Source organism: Stenotrophomonas sp. GD03794, assembly GCF_029842145.1.
Taxonomy (GTDB): Bacteria; Pseudomonadota; Gammaproteobacteria; order Xanthomonadales; family Xanthomonadaceae; genus Stenotrophomonas; species Stenotrophomonas riyadhensis.
Genome location: NZ_JAOCFV010000001.1, coordinates 165695 through 183154, shown reverse-complemented (window position 1 = coordinate 183154; position 17460 = coordinate 165695). Strand labels below are relative to the sequence as shown.

Annotated in this window: 15 protein-coding genes, 1 tRNA gene and 1 other RNA gene; 6 read left to right on the top strand and 11 right to left on the bottom strand. The window is 63.9% G+C overall.

All coding sequences use genetic code 11. The annotated features are described in order from the left end of the window. Nucleotides 1–182: 182 nt before the first annotated feature. An RNA gene (gene ffs, locus N5D91_RS00980) (signal recognition particle sRNA small type) lies at nt 183–273 on the top strand. Nucleotides 274–366: 93 nt separating this feature from the next. Here ffs and N5D91_RS00975 read toward each other — a convergent pair. Genes N5D91_RS00975 through N5D91_RS00965 form a run of 3 tightly spaced genes read right to left on the bottom strand, consistent with a single transcriptional unit; the run spans nt 367 to nt 2269 of the window. After that, nucleotides 367–756 (bottom strand): nuclear transport factor 2 family protein, encoded by a 390-nt coding sequence (locus N5D91_RS00975; protein WP_180854054.1) that lies wholly within the window; start codon nt 754–756, stop codon nt 367–369. After that, nucleotides 753–1520, bottom strand: a complete 768-nt coding sequence (locus tag N5D91_RS00970) for an MBL fold metallo-hydrolase (RefSeq protein WP_110711235.1) — start codon at nt 1518–1520, stop codon at nt 753–755. The genes N5D91_RS00975 and N5D91_RS00970 overlap by 4 nt, the downstream gene beginning before the upstream one ends. Then, on the bottom strand, nt 1520–2269 hold the full coding sequence (locus N5D91_RS00965) for a 3-deoxy-D-manno-octulosonic acid kinase (RefSeq protein ID WP_110711233.1): 750 nt from the start codon (nt 2267–2269) through the stop codon (nt 1520–1522). Before N5D91_RS00965 ends, N5D91_RS00970 begins: the two co-directional genes overlap by 1 nt. 20 nt (nt 2270–2289) lie before the next feature. Between N5D91_RS00965 and N5D91_RS00960 the strand changes: the two genes are divergently transcribed. Next, nucleotides 2290–3336, top strand: coding sequence for a glycosyltransferase family 9 protein (locus N5D91_RS00960; RefSeq protein ID WP_032127782.1), 1047 nt, complete (start codon nt 2290–2292; stop codon nt 3334–3336). A gap of 48 nt (nt 3337–3384) precedes the next feature. Here N5D91_RS00960 and N5D91_RS00955 read toward each other — a convergent pair whose 3' ends face one another. After that, nucleotides 3385–3789 carry a DUF6165 family protein gene (locus N5D91_RS00955; protein WP_180854053.1) on the bottom strand — a complete coding sequence of 135 codons (405 nt, stop codon included), beginning with the start codon at nt 3787–3789 and terminating at the stop codon, nt 3385–3387. Nucleotides 3790–4079: 290 nt separating this feature from the next. Between N5D91_RS00955 and N5D91_RS00950 the strand changes: the two genes are divergently transcribed. Further along, nucleotides 4080–7094 (top strand): autotransporter domain-containing protein, encoded by a 3015-nt coding sequence (locus N5D91_RS00950; RefSeq protein WP_279907036.1) that lies wholly within the window; start codon nt 4080–4082, stop codon nt 7092–7094. 1144 nt (nt 7095–8238) lie between these two features. On the opposite strand, the gene N5D91_RS00945 is transcribed toward N5D91_RS00950, so the two are convergent. The 4 genes from N5D91_RS00945 to N5D91_RS00930 all read right to left on the bottom strand — a co-directional run bounded on the left by N5D91_RS00945 (nt 8239) and on the right by N5D91_RS00930 (nt 12684). Beyond that, on the bottom strand, nt 8239–9438 hold the full coding sequence (locus N5D91_RS00945) for a hypothetical protein (RefSeq protein ID WP_104920605.1): 1200 nt from the start codon (nt 9436–9438) through the stop codon (nt 8239–8241). Between the two features lie 533 nt (nt 9439–9971). Continuing rightward, nucleotides 9972–10169: a hypothetical protein gene (locus tag N5D91_RS00940; RefSeq protein ID WP_152904905.1), complete on the bottom strand. Its 198-nt coding sequence runs from the start codon at nt 10167–10169 to the stop codon at nt 9972–9974. Between the two features lie 892 nt (nt 10170–11061). After that, nucleotides 11062–12513: a site-specific integrase gene (locus N5D91_RS00935; RefSeq protein ID WP_005408278.1), complete on the bottom strand. Its 1452-nt coding sequence runs from the start codon at nt 12511–12513 to the stop codon at nt 11062–11064. Nucleotides 12514–12593: 80 nt separating this feature from the next. Further along, a tRNA-Ser gene (locus N5D91_RS00930) sits at nt 12594–12684 on the bottom strand. Between the two features lie 164 nt (nt 12685–12848). Here N5D91_RS00930 and N5D91_RS00925 point away from each other — a divergent pair. After that, nucleotides 12849–13553, top strand: a complete 705-nt coding sequence (locus N5D91_RS00925) for a PP2C family serine/threonine-protein phosphatase (protein ID WP_005408277.1) — start codon at nt 12849–12851, stop codon at nt 13551–13553. Between the two features lie 69 nt (nt 13554–13622). On the opposite strand, the gene dnaQ is transcribed toward N5D91_RS00925, so the two are convergent. From dnaQ to N5D91_RS00910, 3 genes are read right to left on the bottom strand one after another with little or no spacing between them, the layout of a single operon-like run. After that, complete coding sequence (gene dnaQ, locus N5D91_RS00920) at nt 13623–14354, bottom strand: DNA polymerase III subunit epsilon (protein ID WP_110711231.1); 732 nt, start codon at nt 14352–14354, stop codon at nt 13623–13625. Between the two features lie 4 nt (nt 14355–14358). Further along, complete coding sequence (gene rnhA / locus N5D91_RS00915; RefSeq protein WP_005408275.1) at nt 14359–14811, bottom strand: ribonuclease HI; 453 nt, start codon at nt 14809–14811, stop codon at nt 14359–14361. 12 nt (nt 14812–14823) lie between these two features. Further along, on the bottom strand, nt 14824–15468 hold the full coding sequence (locus N5D91_RS00910) for a methyltransferase domain-containing protein (protein WP_153856517.1): 645 nt from the start codon (nt 15466–15468) through the stop codon (nt 14824–14826). A gap of 11 nt (nt 15469–15479) precedes the next feature. Between N5D91_RS00910 and gloB the strand changes: the two genes are divergently transcribed. Further along, on the top strand, nt 15480–16244 hold the full coding sequence (gene gloB, locus N5D91_RS00905) for a hydroxyacylglutathione hydrolase (protein ID WP_005412427.1): 765 nt from the start codon (nt 15480–15482) through the stop codon (nt 16242–16244). Beyond that, entirely contained in the window at nt 16241–17440 is a 1200-nt protein-coding gene (locus N5D91_RS00900; RefSeq protein WP_110711227.1) for a lytic transglycosylase domain-containing protein, read from the top strand. Before gloB ends, N5D91_RS00900 begins: the two co-directional genes overlap by 4 nt. The last annotated feature ends 20 nt before the right edge of the window (nt 17441–17460 follow it).

Here is a 17460-nt window from a genome sequence, read left to right as displayed (position 1 = left end):
ACGCGGGTTACAGCCGATTCAGTGCACGAAGCTGGCGTCGATGTACCTGCCTGCGCTATAGTTGCGGTCTGCCATCGGCCAGCCGATGTGCAGTCCGGCTGTGGTCTCCGGCGCGACACGCGCTGCTTCCCCTGATCCGTGAACTGGCCGCCCCATGGGCGGCCAACGTCTCTATGGTGGCCCCGTCGGCCCCTCGCGACGCTAGGTCGAAAACCCCGCCAGGGCCGGAAGGCAGCAACGGTATCGATCGACGCGGGCGCCGAGGCCAGCCGGCGGGGCCACCGCCTTTCCTGCACTGGGGTCAGATCCCGTTGCCCGGCAAAGGGCTCTGACCCTTATGCCGTTCGCACCGGACATGGCCCCAAGCTACTGCGCTTCCGGCGTGCCCTGGTGGAACACCATGCGCCATCCGTCCCCGTGACGGCGCCACAGCGAGCTGCGCAGCACCCAGCGTTGCGCATGGCCATCGAGGTGATGGCGGCTGCGGTAGCGCACCTGGGCCAGACCCTCGGCCAACAGCCATACCGCGTACTGATCGGACTCGATCAGCACCTGCGCGCGCTCCAGCGGGATCTCCTGCAACGCCGCATCACGGCCATAGCACTGGCCGGAACTTCCGATCTCGCTGAAATCCTCATCCAGCAATGCAGCAAGACGCTCACGGTCGACACGCACCGGTGATGCATGCAGCGCGCGCTCCAGCGTTTCCAGCTCGGCGGCCAGCGCCGTATCGACGGGCCGGCCGGTTCCGCTCACGGTGGATCCTGCGCCAGTACGTGCGGCGCGGTCGGGTCAGCCAACGGCACGCACTGCCCCGGCTGCGCCACGCGGTGCCCACGCGCGGCCAGCGCCTGGCCGTCGGCCTCGCTGGCGTAGTGGTAGAGCATCATCCGCGCCTGCAGTTCGGCACTGTACTCACGTTCCAGGTCGTCCACGCCGGTGTGCGACGGGTTGCCGTGCAGGCCGCAGTCGTGGGCGATCAGTTCATTGTCGTTGGCGAAGCGGGCCAGCATCTCCGGAATCGGCCGGGTATCGCCGCTCCAAGTCAGCGCGCCCTGCAGGCGCAGGCCATAGGCCGTCTCCGGCCAGTGGTGGCGCACCGGGAACACTTCCAGGCGCACGCCCTCGTGCCAGAACGCCTCGCCCACCACGACCAGCTGGAACGCATCCCAGAAGTTGGCACCGCCCTCGGCCAGCACGTTCGGATAATCACCGATGCGCTTGTGCAGCAGCGGCACCACCGTGGCGGGCACGTACAGGCGTACCTTGCCGCGCCGGTGCGCATTGAAGAAGGTGTCCACGAACAGGCGCTCGAAGCCGGCCACGTGGTCCAGGTGCACATGGGTGACGAACAGCGCCTGCGGCATGTGCCCGTAGTGCGCTTTGAACGCGGTCAGGCCTTCGCCGCCACAGTCGATGGTCAGCCACGGCCGACCGTCCCGTTCGATCACCGACATCGGCGACCCCAGCTCGACCGCCGACGCATTGCCGACGCCGAGGAAACGCAACGACCAGTCCATCAGGTGCCCCGGTTCCAGGCCATGTCATAGGCGCGGCGCAGCCGCGCGTAGTCCTTCTGCACGTCTTCCACGCTGCGCTCGCCGCGCAGCTTGACCAGCGAGCGCAGCAGGCGCTTGAGGTTGCGTTCGCGCCAGGCGGTCGCCGGAATGCGGATCACCCCGCGGTCGAAGTCGATCAGCCAGCCGTGGCCGTTGCCATCGAACAGGATGTTGTGCGCGTTGAGGTCGGCATGGTCCAGGCCGGCACGGTGGAAGCGGGCGATCAGCCGTCCGGTCTCCTCCCAGGGCGCGCCGCGGCCGGCGACCAGCGCGCGGTCGGCCAGCGAACGGACACCCTCGATCCGCTCCATCAGGATCGCGGCCCGGTAGCGCAGGCCCTCGCGCATGTAGAACGCCGCCAGTGGCCGGGGCACCGGCAGCTTTTTCTCGCGCAGGGCGCGCATCAGCCGGAATTCGGCGAAACTGCGGGTCCGGTCCGCGCCGCGCCAGAGGTACTGGTCGTGGCTGATCCTGGCCGCCATGCCGCCGCGCAGGTAGTGGCGAAGCACGCTGGCGCCGAACGGCGCATCGATGAACCAGGCGCTGCCACGACCACCGTCCCCTACCGGCCGGGCCCTGCTGCCCCAGTGCTGGGGCGAGAACAGGCCGATCTCGGCTTGCCGCAGCCGCTCGCGGTCGAACAGAATGGCCCCGATGCCGCGACCCTCGCGGCATGGCGTCAGCGCTTCATTGGCGTCGAATGCGACCATTTCATTGAGTCTAACAACACATGGCATCAGCGTCCTCCTCCTTGTGCCTCCTGCGCCTGTCCGCACTCGGCGATGTCACCCATGTGGTGCCCCTGGTGCGCACCCTGCAGGCTGCGCGCCCGGATACGCCGATCCACTGGATCATCGACAAGGCCGGCCACAAGCTGCTCGACGGCCTGCCCGGTGTCACCTTCCATGCCTACGACAAGAAGAGCGGCATGGCCGGGGTCAAGGAGCTGCGCCGGCAGCTGCCACCGGGGCGCTTCGAAGCGCTGCTGCAGATGCAGGTGGCGTTCCGTGCCAACCTGCTGTCGGCCTTCATTCCCGCAGAGCGTCGCATCGGCTACGACCGCAGCCGATCGAAGGACCTGCACGGTCTCTTCATCAACGAGCGCATCCCAGATCGTCCCGGCATCCACGTGCTCGATGCCATCGGCAGCTTCTGCGAGCCGCTGGGCCTGCGCCAGACCGAGGTCAGCTGGGATCTGGCGGTGCCACCGTCTGCGTATGAGTGGGCCGCCGCGCAGTGGCAGGACGATGGCCGCCCGGTGCTGATGATCTCGCCGTGCTCCAGCCACGTACGCCGCAACTGGTACGCCGACCGCTACGCCGCCGTGGCCAACCACGCGCTCACGCGTGGCTGGCGGGTGGTGCTGTGCGGTGGCCGCAGTGAACTCGAACGCAGCATGGCCGACGCCATCCAGGCGCAGTTGCGTACCCCGGCACTGGATCTGGTCGGCAAGGACACCTTGAAGCAACTGCCCGCGCTGCTGGCCCGCGCCAATCTGGTGATGACGCCGGACTCGGGCCCGATGCACATCGCCAATGCAATGGGTGCCAAGGTGCTGGGCCTGCATGCGGCCAGCAATCCGAACCGCAGTGGCCCGTACTCGGATCGCCGTTACTGCGTGGACCGCTATGACGATGCCGCCCGCAAGTATCTGGCCAAACAGGCCACCGATCTGAAGTGGGGGACCAAGATCGAGTTCGACGACGTGATGGAACTGATCACCGTGGAAGACGGTATCGCTGCGTTCGAGCGTTACGTGGCCGACCACCTGGGGTGAGCGGCAGTCCCCATCCACGCATGGCGTGGATCTACCCCTTGGCCGGGATTACGCGCGCTGCGCGTAATCCTGGTACGACTTCTCCTCCACGTACGCCGAACCGAGCGCCAGGTTGATTGCCCTCTTGATGCGCGCGCGCTCGTCGTTGCGCAGGTAGACGCTACGCGCCAGGTCGATGAAGCCCTGGTCGAACGCCTGCGCCTTTTCCTTCAGGCGGATGTCGTCCTCGATGTCCCACAACTGCTCGTTGACCGTCTTCAGCTCGGCCCGCAGCTTGGCGATGTCCTTCACCGCCACCGGGTGTGCCATCCAGGTCTGCTCCAGCGCCGACAGCTCCTTGCGAACATTGGCCAGCTTGCCTTCGTCACTGATGCGCTCGGACTTGATCTGCAGGATCGAGATCTTGTCCAGCAGCTCGCCGAAGGACACGGGGACGAGGATTTCAGCGGTCATGGGGGCACGCTCCAACAGGTGATGCGCACATGGTAACCCGTGCCGCGCGGACGCTTCGCCCCTTCGTTGCATGGGTCCCAAAGGCAGGACTGGGGGAGAACGCCCTGTCCATCCGTTAGTGATCGGGAGAGACGGCCCGCGCGCCGGACTCTCCCGGCCCGACCCTGACGGACTGCAGCGCGGCACACCCTGCGCCCACGCCGTAACGCATTGATATCACGCGATATCAGCACGTTCATGCAGCGGGTAGTGGCGGGACCGCACATCACCCCTCTGCCGTGGAACTTCGCATGCCCCCATTTCCCGCCCTGCCCGCCCACCGCAAAGCCATCCTCGGCAGCGCCCTTCTTGCAGCGCTCCTCGGCATGGCGGCCGCGCCCGCAGCCCGTGCCAGTGCCTTCCATGTGAATGGAGACACGCTTTACTACACTGGCAACGTGCTGGCGACCGACCCCGGGACGCTGGAGGCCTACGTCCTTGCTGCCAAGGCACGCGGGACGCCGCTGCGCCAGGTGGTATTCCGCAACTCGCCCGGCGGGGCCGCCTCCGGCGGCGTGGGCATGGGCGCCATCATCCGCCAGCATGGGCTGGAAACCGTACTGGACGGCGGCTGCTACTCGGCCTGCGCCGATGCCTTCGTTGCCGGCGTCAAGCGCAAGGTGACGCAGTTCGGCCTGCTGCCGGCACACGGCAACTACACGGAGACCGTGCTGGGCATCCATGGCGAATCCGGCCCGAACGGCCCAACCCCTTACCCGGGGCAGGACAAGTACATCAAGTACTACCGGGACATGTTCGGCCCGACCGACTTCGCCGTCATCGAGGCACGCATCGTCCAAGCACACTACGAGCTGACCGAGCAATCCGGGTTCCTGCGCTACTTCGACCCGAATGCCACGGCCGTGGCCACACGCTTCTGCCCGACTCGCGACCAGAGCGCGGCCGGCAACTGCACCGCGTATCCTGGCGTTACCTTCTACAGTGACCGTGTCGTCACCGAGGCGGGCTACGTCATGCCTGGGGATGTACTCGCCGTCGACACGGCGGTCAGCGGCGATCTCAATCCGAACCTGGCCGTGCGCGGGCGCTACACCAACGCGCTGGCCAACCTGCGCTACTTCCAGCAATCGGCCCCGGACATCCGGCTGGACGACGCCTTCGGTGTGATCCGCATCGGCAAGGGCGGCGTCTGGTCGCTGGATACCGCTTCTGCCGCCCAGTATGTGGTGGCCGATGGCGGCACCCTGCGCCTGCAGCAGGATGGCTGGATCCACCACGCCGAAGCCATCGGCGCCCGCAATGGCGGGCGCATCGAGCTGCAGCAGGGCGCACTGCGCAGCCTGACCGTGATCGAACGCGGCGGCGTGCTGACCGGACACGGTTCGTTGAATGCCACGATCGACATCAACGAGGGCGGAACGCTCGCGCCGTCCGGCATCGTCATGCGTCCCTACTCGCTGGAAGCGCTCGCTCCGGGTGGCGACGACGTGTTCACCAGCGAACGCTTCCGGATCGGCAAAGGCCGCTACATCAACCTCAACGACGGCGCGAACCTGGCCTTCCAGGTCGACAGCCAGCGCACCGCACCGGCACTGACACTGGAAGAAGCCCGCTACTTCCTGGTTGATGAGGACCGGCGGTCCGGTGACTACAACCTGCTCGGCAACATCAACCGCGCCGTGCTGAGCATTGCCCCCACTGCCAGGCTGACGCTGGACGTCAAGCAGGCGTTCTTCCCGGCCGGGCAGCAGAACCACCTGGTGGGAACCCAGGTGGATTCCAGCGCCCTGCAGCTGCCCGTCGCCCCCTGCGGCCCGTCGAACGGTGAGTACGCCGGCCTGTGGTGCCGCACCGCTACGCCCGATACCCTGACCCGCGCAGCGCCGGTGTCGGACTTCATCGAAGGGCGCTTCCAGTACGTCGAGCGCAGTGGCGAGGCCGGCAGCGCGGTGGACCTCACCGCTCCCGGCGCGGTGTTCCGCCCTCGCCACAATTCGCTGCTCAGCTTCACCGTCAACCAGACCGGCAACGGCCTGTGGCTGACCGCCAATCCATCTTTCGATGACACGGGTCTGTTCGCCAACGCGCAATCCGGCGATGGATTGGGCATCGCACTGCAAAAGGCGGCTGCGCAACGCACCTCCTCGATGAGCGGACTGCTGGGCGCCCTGCAGTTCGCTGACCGTGATGACATCGCGCGCCAGGCGGGAGCATTGCGTGGCGACGCGCATGCCAGCCTGCGGCTGGCCGATACCGCACTGGTCGGCAGCATCGGCAACGTCGTGCAGCAGCACCAGGCAGCATCGCGCAGCGGTGGCGATGCGGATGGCCTGGCAGCACAGGCCGCGCAGACGGCCTCGGCGCAATCGACAATGACCGGCAGTCGCCTGTTCAACCAGCTGGCGATGCACCTGGTCGCGCCGGCAGATGCGGGCAGTGATGCGGGCGACACCGGACGCAACCGCAGCTTCTGGGCGCGGGGGTTCGGCAGCCACGGTCGCATCGAGGGTGACGCTGGCGTCGCCGGCCTGAGCCACACCATCGGCGGCATCGTGCTTGGTGCCGATACCCGCCTGGCAGACGACCGTGTGACATTGGGCGTGAGCCTTGCCGCGGCCGACATGTCGACCAGGTCCAGTGAAGGTGCAGGATTCAGCGGCGATGTCCGCGCGCTGGATATCGGCGGCTACGTGGACGCGCTCTATTCGCGCGGCTACCTGTCCGCCGCTGTCCGCTACACCGATCTTCGCCACGACACCCGTCGCAGCGTCGAGGGGATCGAGGGCCTGCAGGCACCGCTGCGTGCGAAGTACAGCAACGACGCGATTTCCGCGCGCGTGGAGCATGCGTTCTCGTTCACCACCGGCAACGGTGTGGTGATCCAGCCGCTGCTGCCGGTGATCGACTACACGCGCACCTCGGCAACGCGCTTCAACGAAGGCCAGGACGCGGCCGCACTGGTCGGCCGCAGTGGCAGCCTGGAGAGCATCCGCGTGGGCGCTGGCCTGCAGTTGTTCAAGACCTTCGACGGCAACAACGGCGAGCGCATCACCCCGCGTGCCCGCGTGGTCTGGCAGAAGGAACTGGGCGATACCCAGGCCCGCTACAGCAACGGCTTCGCCGCCGCCCCGGACCTGCTGTTCAGTGCCAGCAGCCAGACCGTCGGTGAGCAGGTCCTGGCCTGGAACCTGGGCGTGACCAGCCGTGCCAGCAAGCGCCTGTCGGTGATGGTCGATTATGTGGGCGAACGGCGCGACGGCCAGACCCAGAACGGCATACAGCTGGGACTGGGCTACACGTTCTGAGCACACGCCATTCGCACAGGACAGGGGTCCCCACCCTGTGCGCATGGCCTCCCCTCGCACGCCATGCGTGGATGCTCCCAGCGGGCAACAAGTGGCGCAACGTCTCGGGCGCCGCGCGCAACGCGCGGCGCATCCCACGCCAGATTAAAGAAAAAGGGCTGCCTTTCGGCAGCCCTCTTCTGTTCCTGCAGAGACAAGAAAGCCATCGATGCCCCCTCCACCACGCACGGAACCATCTGGAGCAACAAGCCCCTCTGTTGAGGGGCTGCCCCGACAGGGGCGGGGAGAGGCCGGCAAAGGGAGGGGCCCACAGGTTGCGCAGCAACGTGTGGGGCGCCGCGCGCAACGCGCGGCGCGTCCCACGCCAGATAAAGAAAAAGGGCTGCCTTTCGGCAGCCCTTTTTCTTTAATCTGGCGGAGAGGGGGGGAGTCTAAGCCACACAACTCCCAAAACCCTTGCAGCGCAAGACTTAGCGCCCGAGGCACCCGCGCAAGGTGTCCAAGGAAGTGTCCACGTTAACAGCCCCCCGGCACAATGCCAAGTTGCTCACCTTGACCACTCAGCCACCCACATTCCTCCAGTCCCCGGTGCGGACCTTCCGGTCAATCAGGATCTCAGTGCTCTGACAAAGTTGGTGATAGTCCTCCCTAAAATCTGCCGCGCTCCTACTGCAATTCGTGCAATACAAGCCGTACGCATAGTTGCTGGAGAAATAATCATGATCCTTACGCACAAGAATACATTGGCACGATGGGCATAGAGGCGTCAGAGAAATTATTTTAGCGTTAGCGCCAGAAGTATAATTCCACTGCCAGTCAACCCCATGGAAGTGATCGCGACGATAATTTCGCCAAGTAACTTCAGGCTCACCAGAACCACGAAAATGATAGAAAACCCGCACTGAAACACGCAATAACCCGAGGAGAACACCCCCCCATAACAGAAGAAGCAACCAGTTGGGATGTTGAGACGAACTGCCAAACCAGTTCCACGCCCCGCCAATGAGACCAAAAATCTTTGGCCACCATCCCGCAAGACTCGCCCCAATCGCTCCAGCAACAGCAACGATCGCGGCAACTATCACGCCAGCCACAACCTGTTCTTTCATCGAACTCATTGGCATCCCCCTTTTAGGGTCGAATTCTACCAATTTTTGGGTCTGAGCCCCTTAGCCAGTGGCGTTTGTGGCGCACGCGTCTGCGCGCGCACCTGGGCGGGCGAAGCCCCCACCGAAATTGCTTTTGCTTTTGCTTTCGTTGCCTTCGCATCCGCTCTGATCTTTGTTCGTGCGGCCTTCGTTACCGCCAAGTCCTTTATGGGACCAGACACACTCGCGCGCGGCCGCTGACCACCCCGGCCGCGCCGTTTTGTACCGTAGGACATGAGGGATGCTGTAGAACGGTGGCCCATGATTTTCGCAGCCGTCTCCGGCGTAGCCTTCCCGTCTGAAATATCGGCCTTCAGGTCGCTGCCGACGGCATGGCGGAAGGTGTAACAACTCATGCCTTGCACCTGAAGCGCTCGGTTGAGACTTCTGTAGTCGGCGTCTGTCGTCGCAAGCGTGTAGTGCCCGCCACGCTCGGCGCACAACAACGCAAGACCTTGGACAGCCTTGCCGCCGCCCGACAGCGGGAAGGCCAAGCGGCGCTTTTCGTGGCCCCGTAACGCGTCCACCTTCGCTCCAATTATTTCCACACCGATGCCGCTGGGCTTTCCATGCTTGTCCCTCAACAATTTCACGCTAACCCCGGCCATCAACTCTGCCGGGCGGCATCCCGTCAACGCCAACAGCGCCAGACGCTCACTGTGCCGCTCTAGGAGCCGCGTTCCACGGTGCCTGCTGTCCAACAGCGCACAAGCAGCGGTGTCGGCTGTCGGCGCGCCGCTGAGGCGCTTGGACTTGTCCACCGGCTTGCCGCCCTCCGTTTTTATTTTGAGGGCCTTCGCTGCCCAGGCCTTTCGACCCGCCGCCAAAAATTGGTCATCAAGCGCAACAGCCAGTCTCCATGCCTCTGCGGTGCACTGTTGGGCCTGATCCAAGTCGCCGGACTTGCGCGCCTGTTCGGCAAGTGCGCGCCATGCCCGCACATCCTCGGCCATTGCCCAGCGGCACGCCGTGCGCAACTTGTTCCAATGCTGCGCACTGTTCGCCTTCTCCCATGCCGTAACTCCCTCGCGTACCAATCTCGTGTACACGCGGCGGTACTCCGTTGACGTTTCCAGCGTTAGCGCGCGCTCCGGACACTCGGCCAGCACCTTCCGCGTGTACTTGTCGGCTTCCAATGTCCACGGCTTACCTGTGGCAATGGCCTGCCTGCGGTGCCACTGTTCATCGCGTTCCAATTTTTCTTTGTGCTTACTCGTCCAACCACTACACAGGGGTAGTGGTCGAACATCGTGCGCACGTTCGCCCGTTTCATATTCTGAAACGAGCGAGGGGGCTGTGCCCCCGTGTGGCCTTATGGGGTTACGCTCTCGCTCCACCCCGTCCACACTCCCCCCATTCTCGGACGGTATAACCGTCCGAAAATGGTTTGAAGCATGTAGGGCTGAGGGTGATTTCTGTTTCATAATTTAATTGAAACAGAAAAACGAAAGCGCGCAATGGGTGGCAACGGCCAAACGTCTGCGCGCGAATGACGTACCAAACCGCCCAGCAGTGCCGACTCAGCACGAACGCCGCCACAGGTGCGGATGCTTGGCGCAGTGCATGGAAAGAGGCGCAGCGATGGACCGAGCGGGTGTTGCGGACGGACGCGCGTGGACGCGGGGCGTCAGATAGAAATAGCCGCAGGGGCCGATAGATATTGGGTGTGTGTTGGTGACTGTCCTGAACGTATGCACATGTCGCACCTAGGGTGTTGTAACGCCGTGTGTCAGTTTTTCTGAAAAATCACCCCAAGACCATTGCCCCGCAAGGATTTCGGCGTGTACACGTGCGTGTGACGATCTGAGACGAAAAAATGGCTGATAGCCAAGCGCCGCAACGGTTTCATCGTGCGCCCTTCAAACACGGGAAATCGCCCATTGAAAAAGGGGCCGTTTCCGGCCCCTTCTTCATACGCATCAATCATCAAGAAATTGAGTTTAATACTTTATCGGCCATTGACTCTTCTATTTCAAGCCCCACGTGTGGGGCAAATTGAGCCGACAAGGTCAAACTAGCATCACTGCGAAATATGTCAATAGCGATTGATTGACAATTAAACAATAAACCCCGCTTGACAATCAAGCGAGGTTTATTATGTTGAATACATGGCCACACGGTTGACAGACCATGTGGCGAGTAAGGCAAAAAGAGACTTTGCGCTACCCAAGCAGTTGCTCCTACCCCTTCAAGGTAGCAACGAACGCAAAAAAATCAAGCCCCTTTCTCGCCCACTTCTCTGCTCAACCGATAGGCCATCGGATATTGAAGAAACGGGGCAAGTAACCACGCCGCAAATATTCGGGACTGTCGCGCAAGGCGGGGATTATTGAACACGGCGCACTGCATAACTAGGTACGAAGGGCTGGACGATTTCCCCCCGACGCACTGGCCCTGACCAGGTTCAAGGCGGAGTTTATTCCGCGCACAGGGCTGGCAACACCGATAAACCGCGTGTTGCTTGTGGGCTACGGCAGGGTGGGTTTGAAATCACATTCCGAGTGTTCACAGACAAGTTCGTTGCCCTTGGGGGAGTTTTCCCTGTGGGAAAACGAATAACATCTGTGAACACCCTCAAGCCAAAGCTAAAAGCAACATTGTGGATAAATCCACCCCTAAGTCTAACGACCTAATACTTTAGAAAAGCTAGGTTTTTCTAGTGGTAAAGCTTTACTGTGCCATGGAAAGCCAATAAATAAAATACAAGCCCGGAGGGGCGTAATGAAATGAAGCCGGTGCGCGCGCCCTCAAATGGGATTGTCGGGCTGGTATGGAATTATAAAAACAGGCGGGGACAGAGCCCCGCACGCATCCGCGCTTTAGGCAGGAGCAAACAGAGGCGTCAGCGCCGCCACTTTCACCACACCCAAATTTGCCCAGTCCAGTGCTGGAAAACACTGCGCAGCCAAGACGGTCGGAGACACCTTCTTACCATAGACCGCCGAATGATCGTCATCAAGGTCACGACCTCCTTCGTGTCCGACGTAGGCGACACGAAACTCCTTGCCCACCAAGCCATCTTGCATCCGCTGAATGACCGTCTTGCGGAAACTGTGCAGTCCAATACGCCCATCGCCACGAGCGGCGATTTTCAGCGTATCGCTCAGCAGATGACTGAACGCCTTTTGAGGACCATTGGCCGGGCCGTTCTTGGCGTCGAAAGTCAGATTGGGAAACAACTTGCTCTCACCATCATCTTGCAACCTTTCGACCAACTTCCACAGCCCCAGCGCGAGCAAGTCCGGGTGGATTGGGATCGTCCTTTCACTGGCCTCCGTTTTGAGACTCTTATCCGCGCCTTCGGTCGTAATATGGATGCACTTGACCCCATCCACAATCTTGAAATCGGCCAATTCCAATTGCGCGATTTCATTGGAACGTGCGCCCGTGTAAAGCGCGATCATGGCGACCCAGCGGGATGACTGTCGGCGCATAGCCTTCAGTGCTGGGAAAGCGAAAATCATTTTGAGTTGGGCGACTTCAAAAGGCTGCCAACCGGTCTTTTTGGACTGGAGTCGCTTTGCTTTCTTGCTGACCTTGATATGGCCTCGGGCAATGTTGTCACCCTTGGGGTAGTAGCCTGCCGCCATGGCCCAGTCAAAGAACAGCGACAGCCAACGCGTCTTTGTTTCAATATAACTATCCGTCAGCGGCTTGCCGGTCCGCGCTGCGGGAGTTTGTTTCAGACTGATGACCCATTCCGCGCAATCAGTCTTGGACAGATCGCCCATTGCCACCCGCGCCGGTGAGCGCTTACGCGTGGAGTTCTTCCACGCTACAAAAGCTTTCACGGCCTCCAATTTCTGGCCTGGAGTCTTACGGGCCCCGCTGGTCAAGGTCTTGGACCATTTTTCGACTGCCATCTCCAAGGCGATGCGAGTGGACGCGGACAGCGGCGCACCACCAACAGAGGCCACCCCTTGCGCGTTCAGCAACCGGACGGTTTCCAAAGCGGCAGCGTTGTCCTGCGCCGAACCGTCCGTTTTGACTGTGTAACCGTGAGGACCGGCTACTACTTCAAAGTCAACCTGCCCCTTCTGCGCGCTGCGGAGCAGTTCATCCACGCTCTTTGCCATATCCCCTCCTTGAAGGGCCACAGCATAGCGGGAGGCGAGCACAAGGGCTTGCAGATGCGCCACACGGGCATCACGCGTACCGAGCGAGCGCTTGACCACCTTGAGGCCCAATGGGCCTTGGAAGCGCTTAGGAACCTTCCAGCGGAAGTGATAGACCCCAGTGGGGGATAGAACAAGGTAGTTCGGCAATCGCATGAGAGTGTCCAAGCGAGTGCCCAAGAGCCTAAAAATGAAAACGCCCGCAAGTCATTGACTGGCGGGCGCTTCATCTAATCTGGCGGAGAGGGGGGGATTCGAACCCCCGAGGCGCTATAAACGCCTGCCTGATTTCGAGTCAGGTACATTCAACCACTCTGCCACCTCTCCGGGTGGTCCCCGGCGGACCGGGGACGCGCATCATACGAGGAAGTGGGGCCGACGACAAGTCATTCCGGCCAACGAAGTGAAAATTTCCTGAGCGCATGCCTTGCCGGATGCCTGCAGCCACCCGATGATGCCTATCTCCCCAGCAATACCCCGCCACAGCCCCCATGATCGAATTCGGACACCTCACCCACCCCGGCATGCGCCGCGAGCTCAACGAGGACACCTACTACGGTGACAGTGAGCTGGCCCTGTGGCTGGTGGCCGATGGCATGGGCGGGCACGCCTGCGGCGAAGTGGCCAGCGCGCTGGCGCGCGAAACCATCGTGCGCGAGATCCGCCGTGGCGCGCCGCTGGCGCAGGCCATCCGCACCGCCGACGAAGAGATCATCCGCGCCTCGCGCCGGCGCAACGACACGCTGCCGATGGGCACCACCGTGGTCGCCGCACGGGTACAGGGCAACCGTTATGAAGTGGCGTGGGTCGGCGACAGCCGCGCCTACCTGTGGCGCGATGGCCAGCTGGCGCAGCTCAGCCAGGACCACAGCGTGGTGCAGGAGCTGGTCGCCCAGGGCAACCTGACTGCCGAACAGGCACGCGCGCATCCGCATCGCAACGTGGTCACCCAGGCACTGGGCGTGACCGATCCGGCGCATCTGAACGTGGCCACCACCAGTGGTGAGCTGCGCCCGGGCATGCAGCTGCTGCTGTGCAGTGACGGCCTCACCGAGGAAGTGGACGACCGCGGCATTGCCCGCACCCTCGCCTTTGAGGATGCCAGCGCACAGGAATGCGTGGACACGCTGGTCGCGGCCGCGCTCGACGGCGGTGGCCGCGACAACATCAGCGTGATCCTGGTGCGCTGCCATTAACCCGTAGATCCACGCCATGCGTGGATGCGGCGCTGCCGGCCAGCGGCCGGCACTCCCCCATCCCAGGCATTACGCGCTGGCGGGCTCTTCCACCTTCGGGCCATCCCACAGCGCATGGCCGGCCTTCTTGCGCAGCCGCTCCAGTCGCGCCGCATGCGCTTCCAACTCGGACGGCGTGGCGACCACACGCGGGCGTGGCAGCAGCTTGCTGGTGTCGAAGGCCTGCAGCGCCGCACCGGCCCCGCCCCCCTCTTCGTCACCCAATCCGAAGCCGATCTCTTCCTGACCCGAGGTCAGTGCGATGTAGACGTCGCCCAGGATCTGCGCATCGAGCAGGCCGCCGTGCAGCGCACGGTGCGAGTTGTCCACGCCCAGTCGCTTGCACAGCGCATCCAGCGAATTGCGCTGGCCCGGGAAGCGCTCGCGCGCCATCACCAGGGTATCGATCACCGTGCAGCGGTCGGTGATCCTGCCGTACTGTGGCCCAAGCAGCGACAGCTCGTTGTCGAGGAAGCCCAGGTCGAACGCCGCGTTGTGGATGATCAGCTCGGCGCCGTCGATGAACGCCAGGAACTCGTCGGCAATCTGTGCGAAGTCCGGCTTGTCAGCCAGGAACTCCAGGGTCAGGCCGGTGACTTCCTGCGCGCCCTGTTCGAACTCGCAGTCCGGCTTGATGTACTGGTGGTAGTTGTTGCCGGTCGGGCGGCGCTTGAACAGCTCCACGCAGCCGATTTCGACGATGCGGTTGCCCTTCTTCCACTCCAGGCCGGTGGTTTCGGTATCGAGGATGATCTGACGCATGGGCTCAGTTTACCGGGCTGGCGTCGCGGATCTGGATCGCCGCGTTGCGCGCCAGGGTATCCACGCGTTCATTGTCGGGGTCGCCGGAATGACCCTTCACCCAGCGCCAGTCGATCTGGTGCCGCAGCGTGGCCGCGTGCAACCGCTCCCAAAGCTCACGGTTCTTCACCGGATCACCGCCAGCGGTCTTCCAGTTCTTGCGGATCCAACCCGGCATCCACTGGGTCAGGCCCTGCCGCACGTACTGCGAATCGGTGTAGAGCACGATGTTGCACGGCTCGGTCAGCGTCTCCAGCCCCGAAATGGCCGCCATCAGCTCCATCCGGTTGTTGGTGGTGTGCGCTTCGCCACCGCTCAGTTCGCGCTCATGCCCCTTGTAACGCAGCAACGCAGCCCAGCCGCCGGGGCCGGGATTGCCGAGGCAGGATCCGTCGGTGTGGATTTCGATGGTTTTCAATACAACTCCAGATCAGGTAGCAACGGTGCCGTGCCAACGCACCGGCAACGGTTTCGGCCCGGGCAGGGCCAGCGTGCGTTTTTCCGCATGGAACAGGCAGGCCGCGCGCAGTGGCGCCCAGCCATCGGCACGGCGGCTGCCAGCCCCGCGCCAGAGTGGACCGAGGTAACGCATATCGTCGCACTCCAGCCCATGCCGGCCGAGCAGCAGACGGATCCGCTGTGGCGTACGCACCACCAGTCCATGCTGGCGCCAGCGCGTGCGATACGGGCTGAACGGATTGAGGCTGCTCAGCCACAGATGGCCGCCCGGCATCAGTACGCGCTCGCACTCGTCGAGCAGCCGATCAGCGTCGGCCGCAGTGACATGCTGCAGCACGATCGCATTGACACTCTCATTGGCCAGCGGCAGCGGCAGCGCACAGCGGGTATCGCCTGCATAGCCCTGCCCCTGCCGATACAGGCGCAGACCGCGTCCACCGAGCTGCGCGTCATCCAGCCAGGCCGCACTCGGCGCGATCCACAACCAGGGCTGCGCTGGCAGCAATGACAACTGCGGCAGCAGCAATTGCCGCTCCAGCACGCGCAAGGCTGCCGCCGGTTCACTGTCGAACCACGGGGTCTGGCTCGCTTGACGGGTGCTCTGCAGCGCGGGCATGGTCCAATTCTATGCGACTGACTGCCCTGCCCGCATTTGCGGATAACTACATCTGGACGCTGATCGCCGACGATGGCACTGCCGTGGTCGTCGACCCCGGCGATGCCGCGCCAGTGCTCGCGCTGGCCGATCAGGGCCTGCGCGTGGACACGATCCTGCTCACCCACCACCACGACGACCACATCGGTGGCGTGCCCGCACTGCAGGCACGTTTTCCCGGTGTACGGGTCATCGCGCCGGTCGAAGAGCGCATCCCCACGGCCACCGAGCGGGTCGGCGAAGGTGAACGCGTTCAGGCACTGGGCCGGACGTTCCACGTACTATCCGTGCCCGGGCATACCCGCAGCCACATCGCGTTTCACACTGCTGAACATCTTTTCAGCGGAGATTCGTTGTTCAGCCTGGGCTGTGGACGTCTGTTCGAAGGTACGCCGTCCCAGCTGCTGGCATCGATGCGCAAGCTGGGTACCTTGCCCGCGCAACTGCTGCTTTGTTGCGCTCATGAGTACACCGTGTCAAATGCCGTCTTCGCGCGGCATGTCGACCCCGCCAACGCTGCCCTGTGGCAGCGCCAAGAGGAGGCTTTGGCCATGCGCCGCGATGACCGTTCCACCCTGCCGGTAACCCTGGCCAACGAATTCGACTGCAATCCCTTCCTGCGTGTGCACGCGGCGCCGATCCGTGCGTCGGTGTCTGCACACCTGGGCCGTGACGTCGTGGACGACGTCGACGTGATGGCCGGTCTCCGGCATTGGAAAGACGGCTTCCGCGCATGATGCGCCGAAGTCTGCCGCTGGCCCTGGGCCTTGTCCTGGGGTTGGCCGGAACCGCGGGCGCGCAGTCGCTGGGCGCCGGCATCAGCCAGAACCTGACCGCCGCTGCGGCCTTGCCGCTGGATCCGGCTGCGCTGCCCGCCGCTTCGGTGCGCAACGGCCAGGAGATCTTCACCAGCTTCCGCGACGGCCTGGCCGAGCCCAGCTGCGACGCCGAGGCCACCAGCCCGCGCTGGCAGAAGCAGTTCGCCCATGCCCCCTCGCGCCTGGCCAACCAGGATGACGATGCGCTGGTGCTGTTCGGCTACGTGGTCGAAGAGCTGCGCAAAGCCCACCTGCCCACCGAATTCGCGCTGATTCCGTTCGTGGAAAGCGGCTATCGGCCCAATGCCCGCAACGGCAGTGGCCCGACCGGCCTGTGGCAGTTCATCGCCACCACGGCGCGCAACCACCGCGTGCCGATGGCCAACGGCTATGACGGCCGCCTGTCGGCGGTCGATTCGACCCAGGCCGCGGTGCGTTACCTGAAGACCCTGCACGGCATGTTCGGCGGCGACTGGCGCCTGGCCACCATGGCCTACAACGCCGGCGAATACCGGGTGCTGCAGTCCATGCGCAAGGCCGGCATGAACGCGCAGAACGCCAAGCCGTCGGCTCTGCCCGGCCTGTCGCCGGTGACCCATGCCTACGTCGAGAAGCTGCATGCCCTGGCCTGCGTGCTGGAAGACGTGGAAGACCAGCCCGGCGTGATGGCCTCGCTGGACCGCACCGTGCCGGTACTGAAGGACCACACCCTGCCGGCCGGCACCAGCGTCCAGCAGTGGGCCGCACAGCGCGCCCTGGACCCGGCGAAGATCGCCCGCCTGAACCCAGCGCTGGCCTCTGGCAGCCGTGCCTCTGGCACCACCCGCGTGCTGGCCCCGGTCTCGGCCGCCAATGCGACGGTGGCGGACACCGCAACGGCCCTGGTCGCCAGCGCTGCGCCGGTCGCCACCGCCGCACCGACGCCGCAGGTGGCCAAGACCGTCGCCGCGATCGCCGATCGTCCGCGCAGCCGACGCCACACGGTGCGTGATGGCGAATCGGCCTGGACCATCGCCCGCCGCTACGGCATGCCGGTGAAGGCCCTGCTGTCGCTGAACGGCCTGAGTGGCAGCAGCGTGCTGAAGCCTGGTGCGGTACTGCGCGTCGAGGACTGACGCGCCAGCCAGGCCCTCCC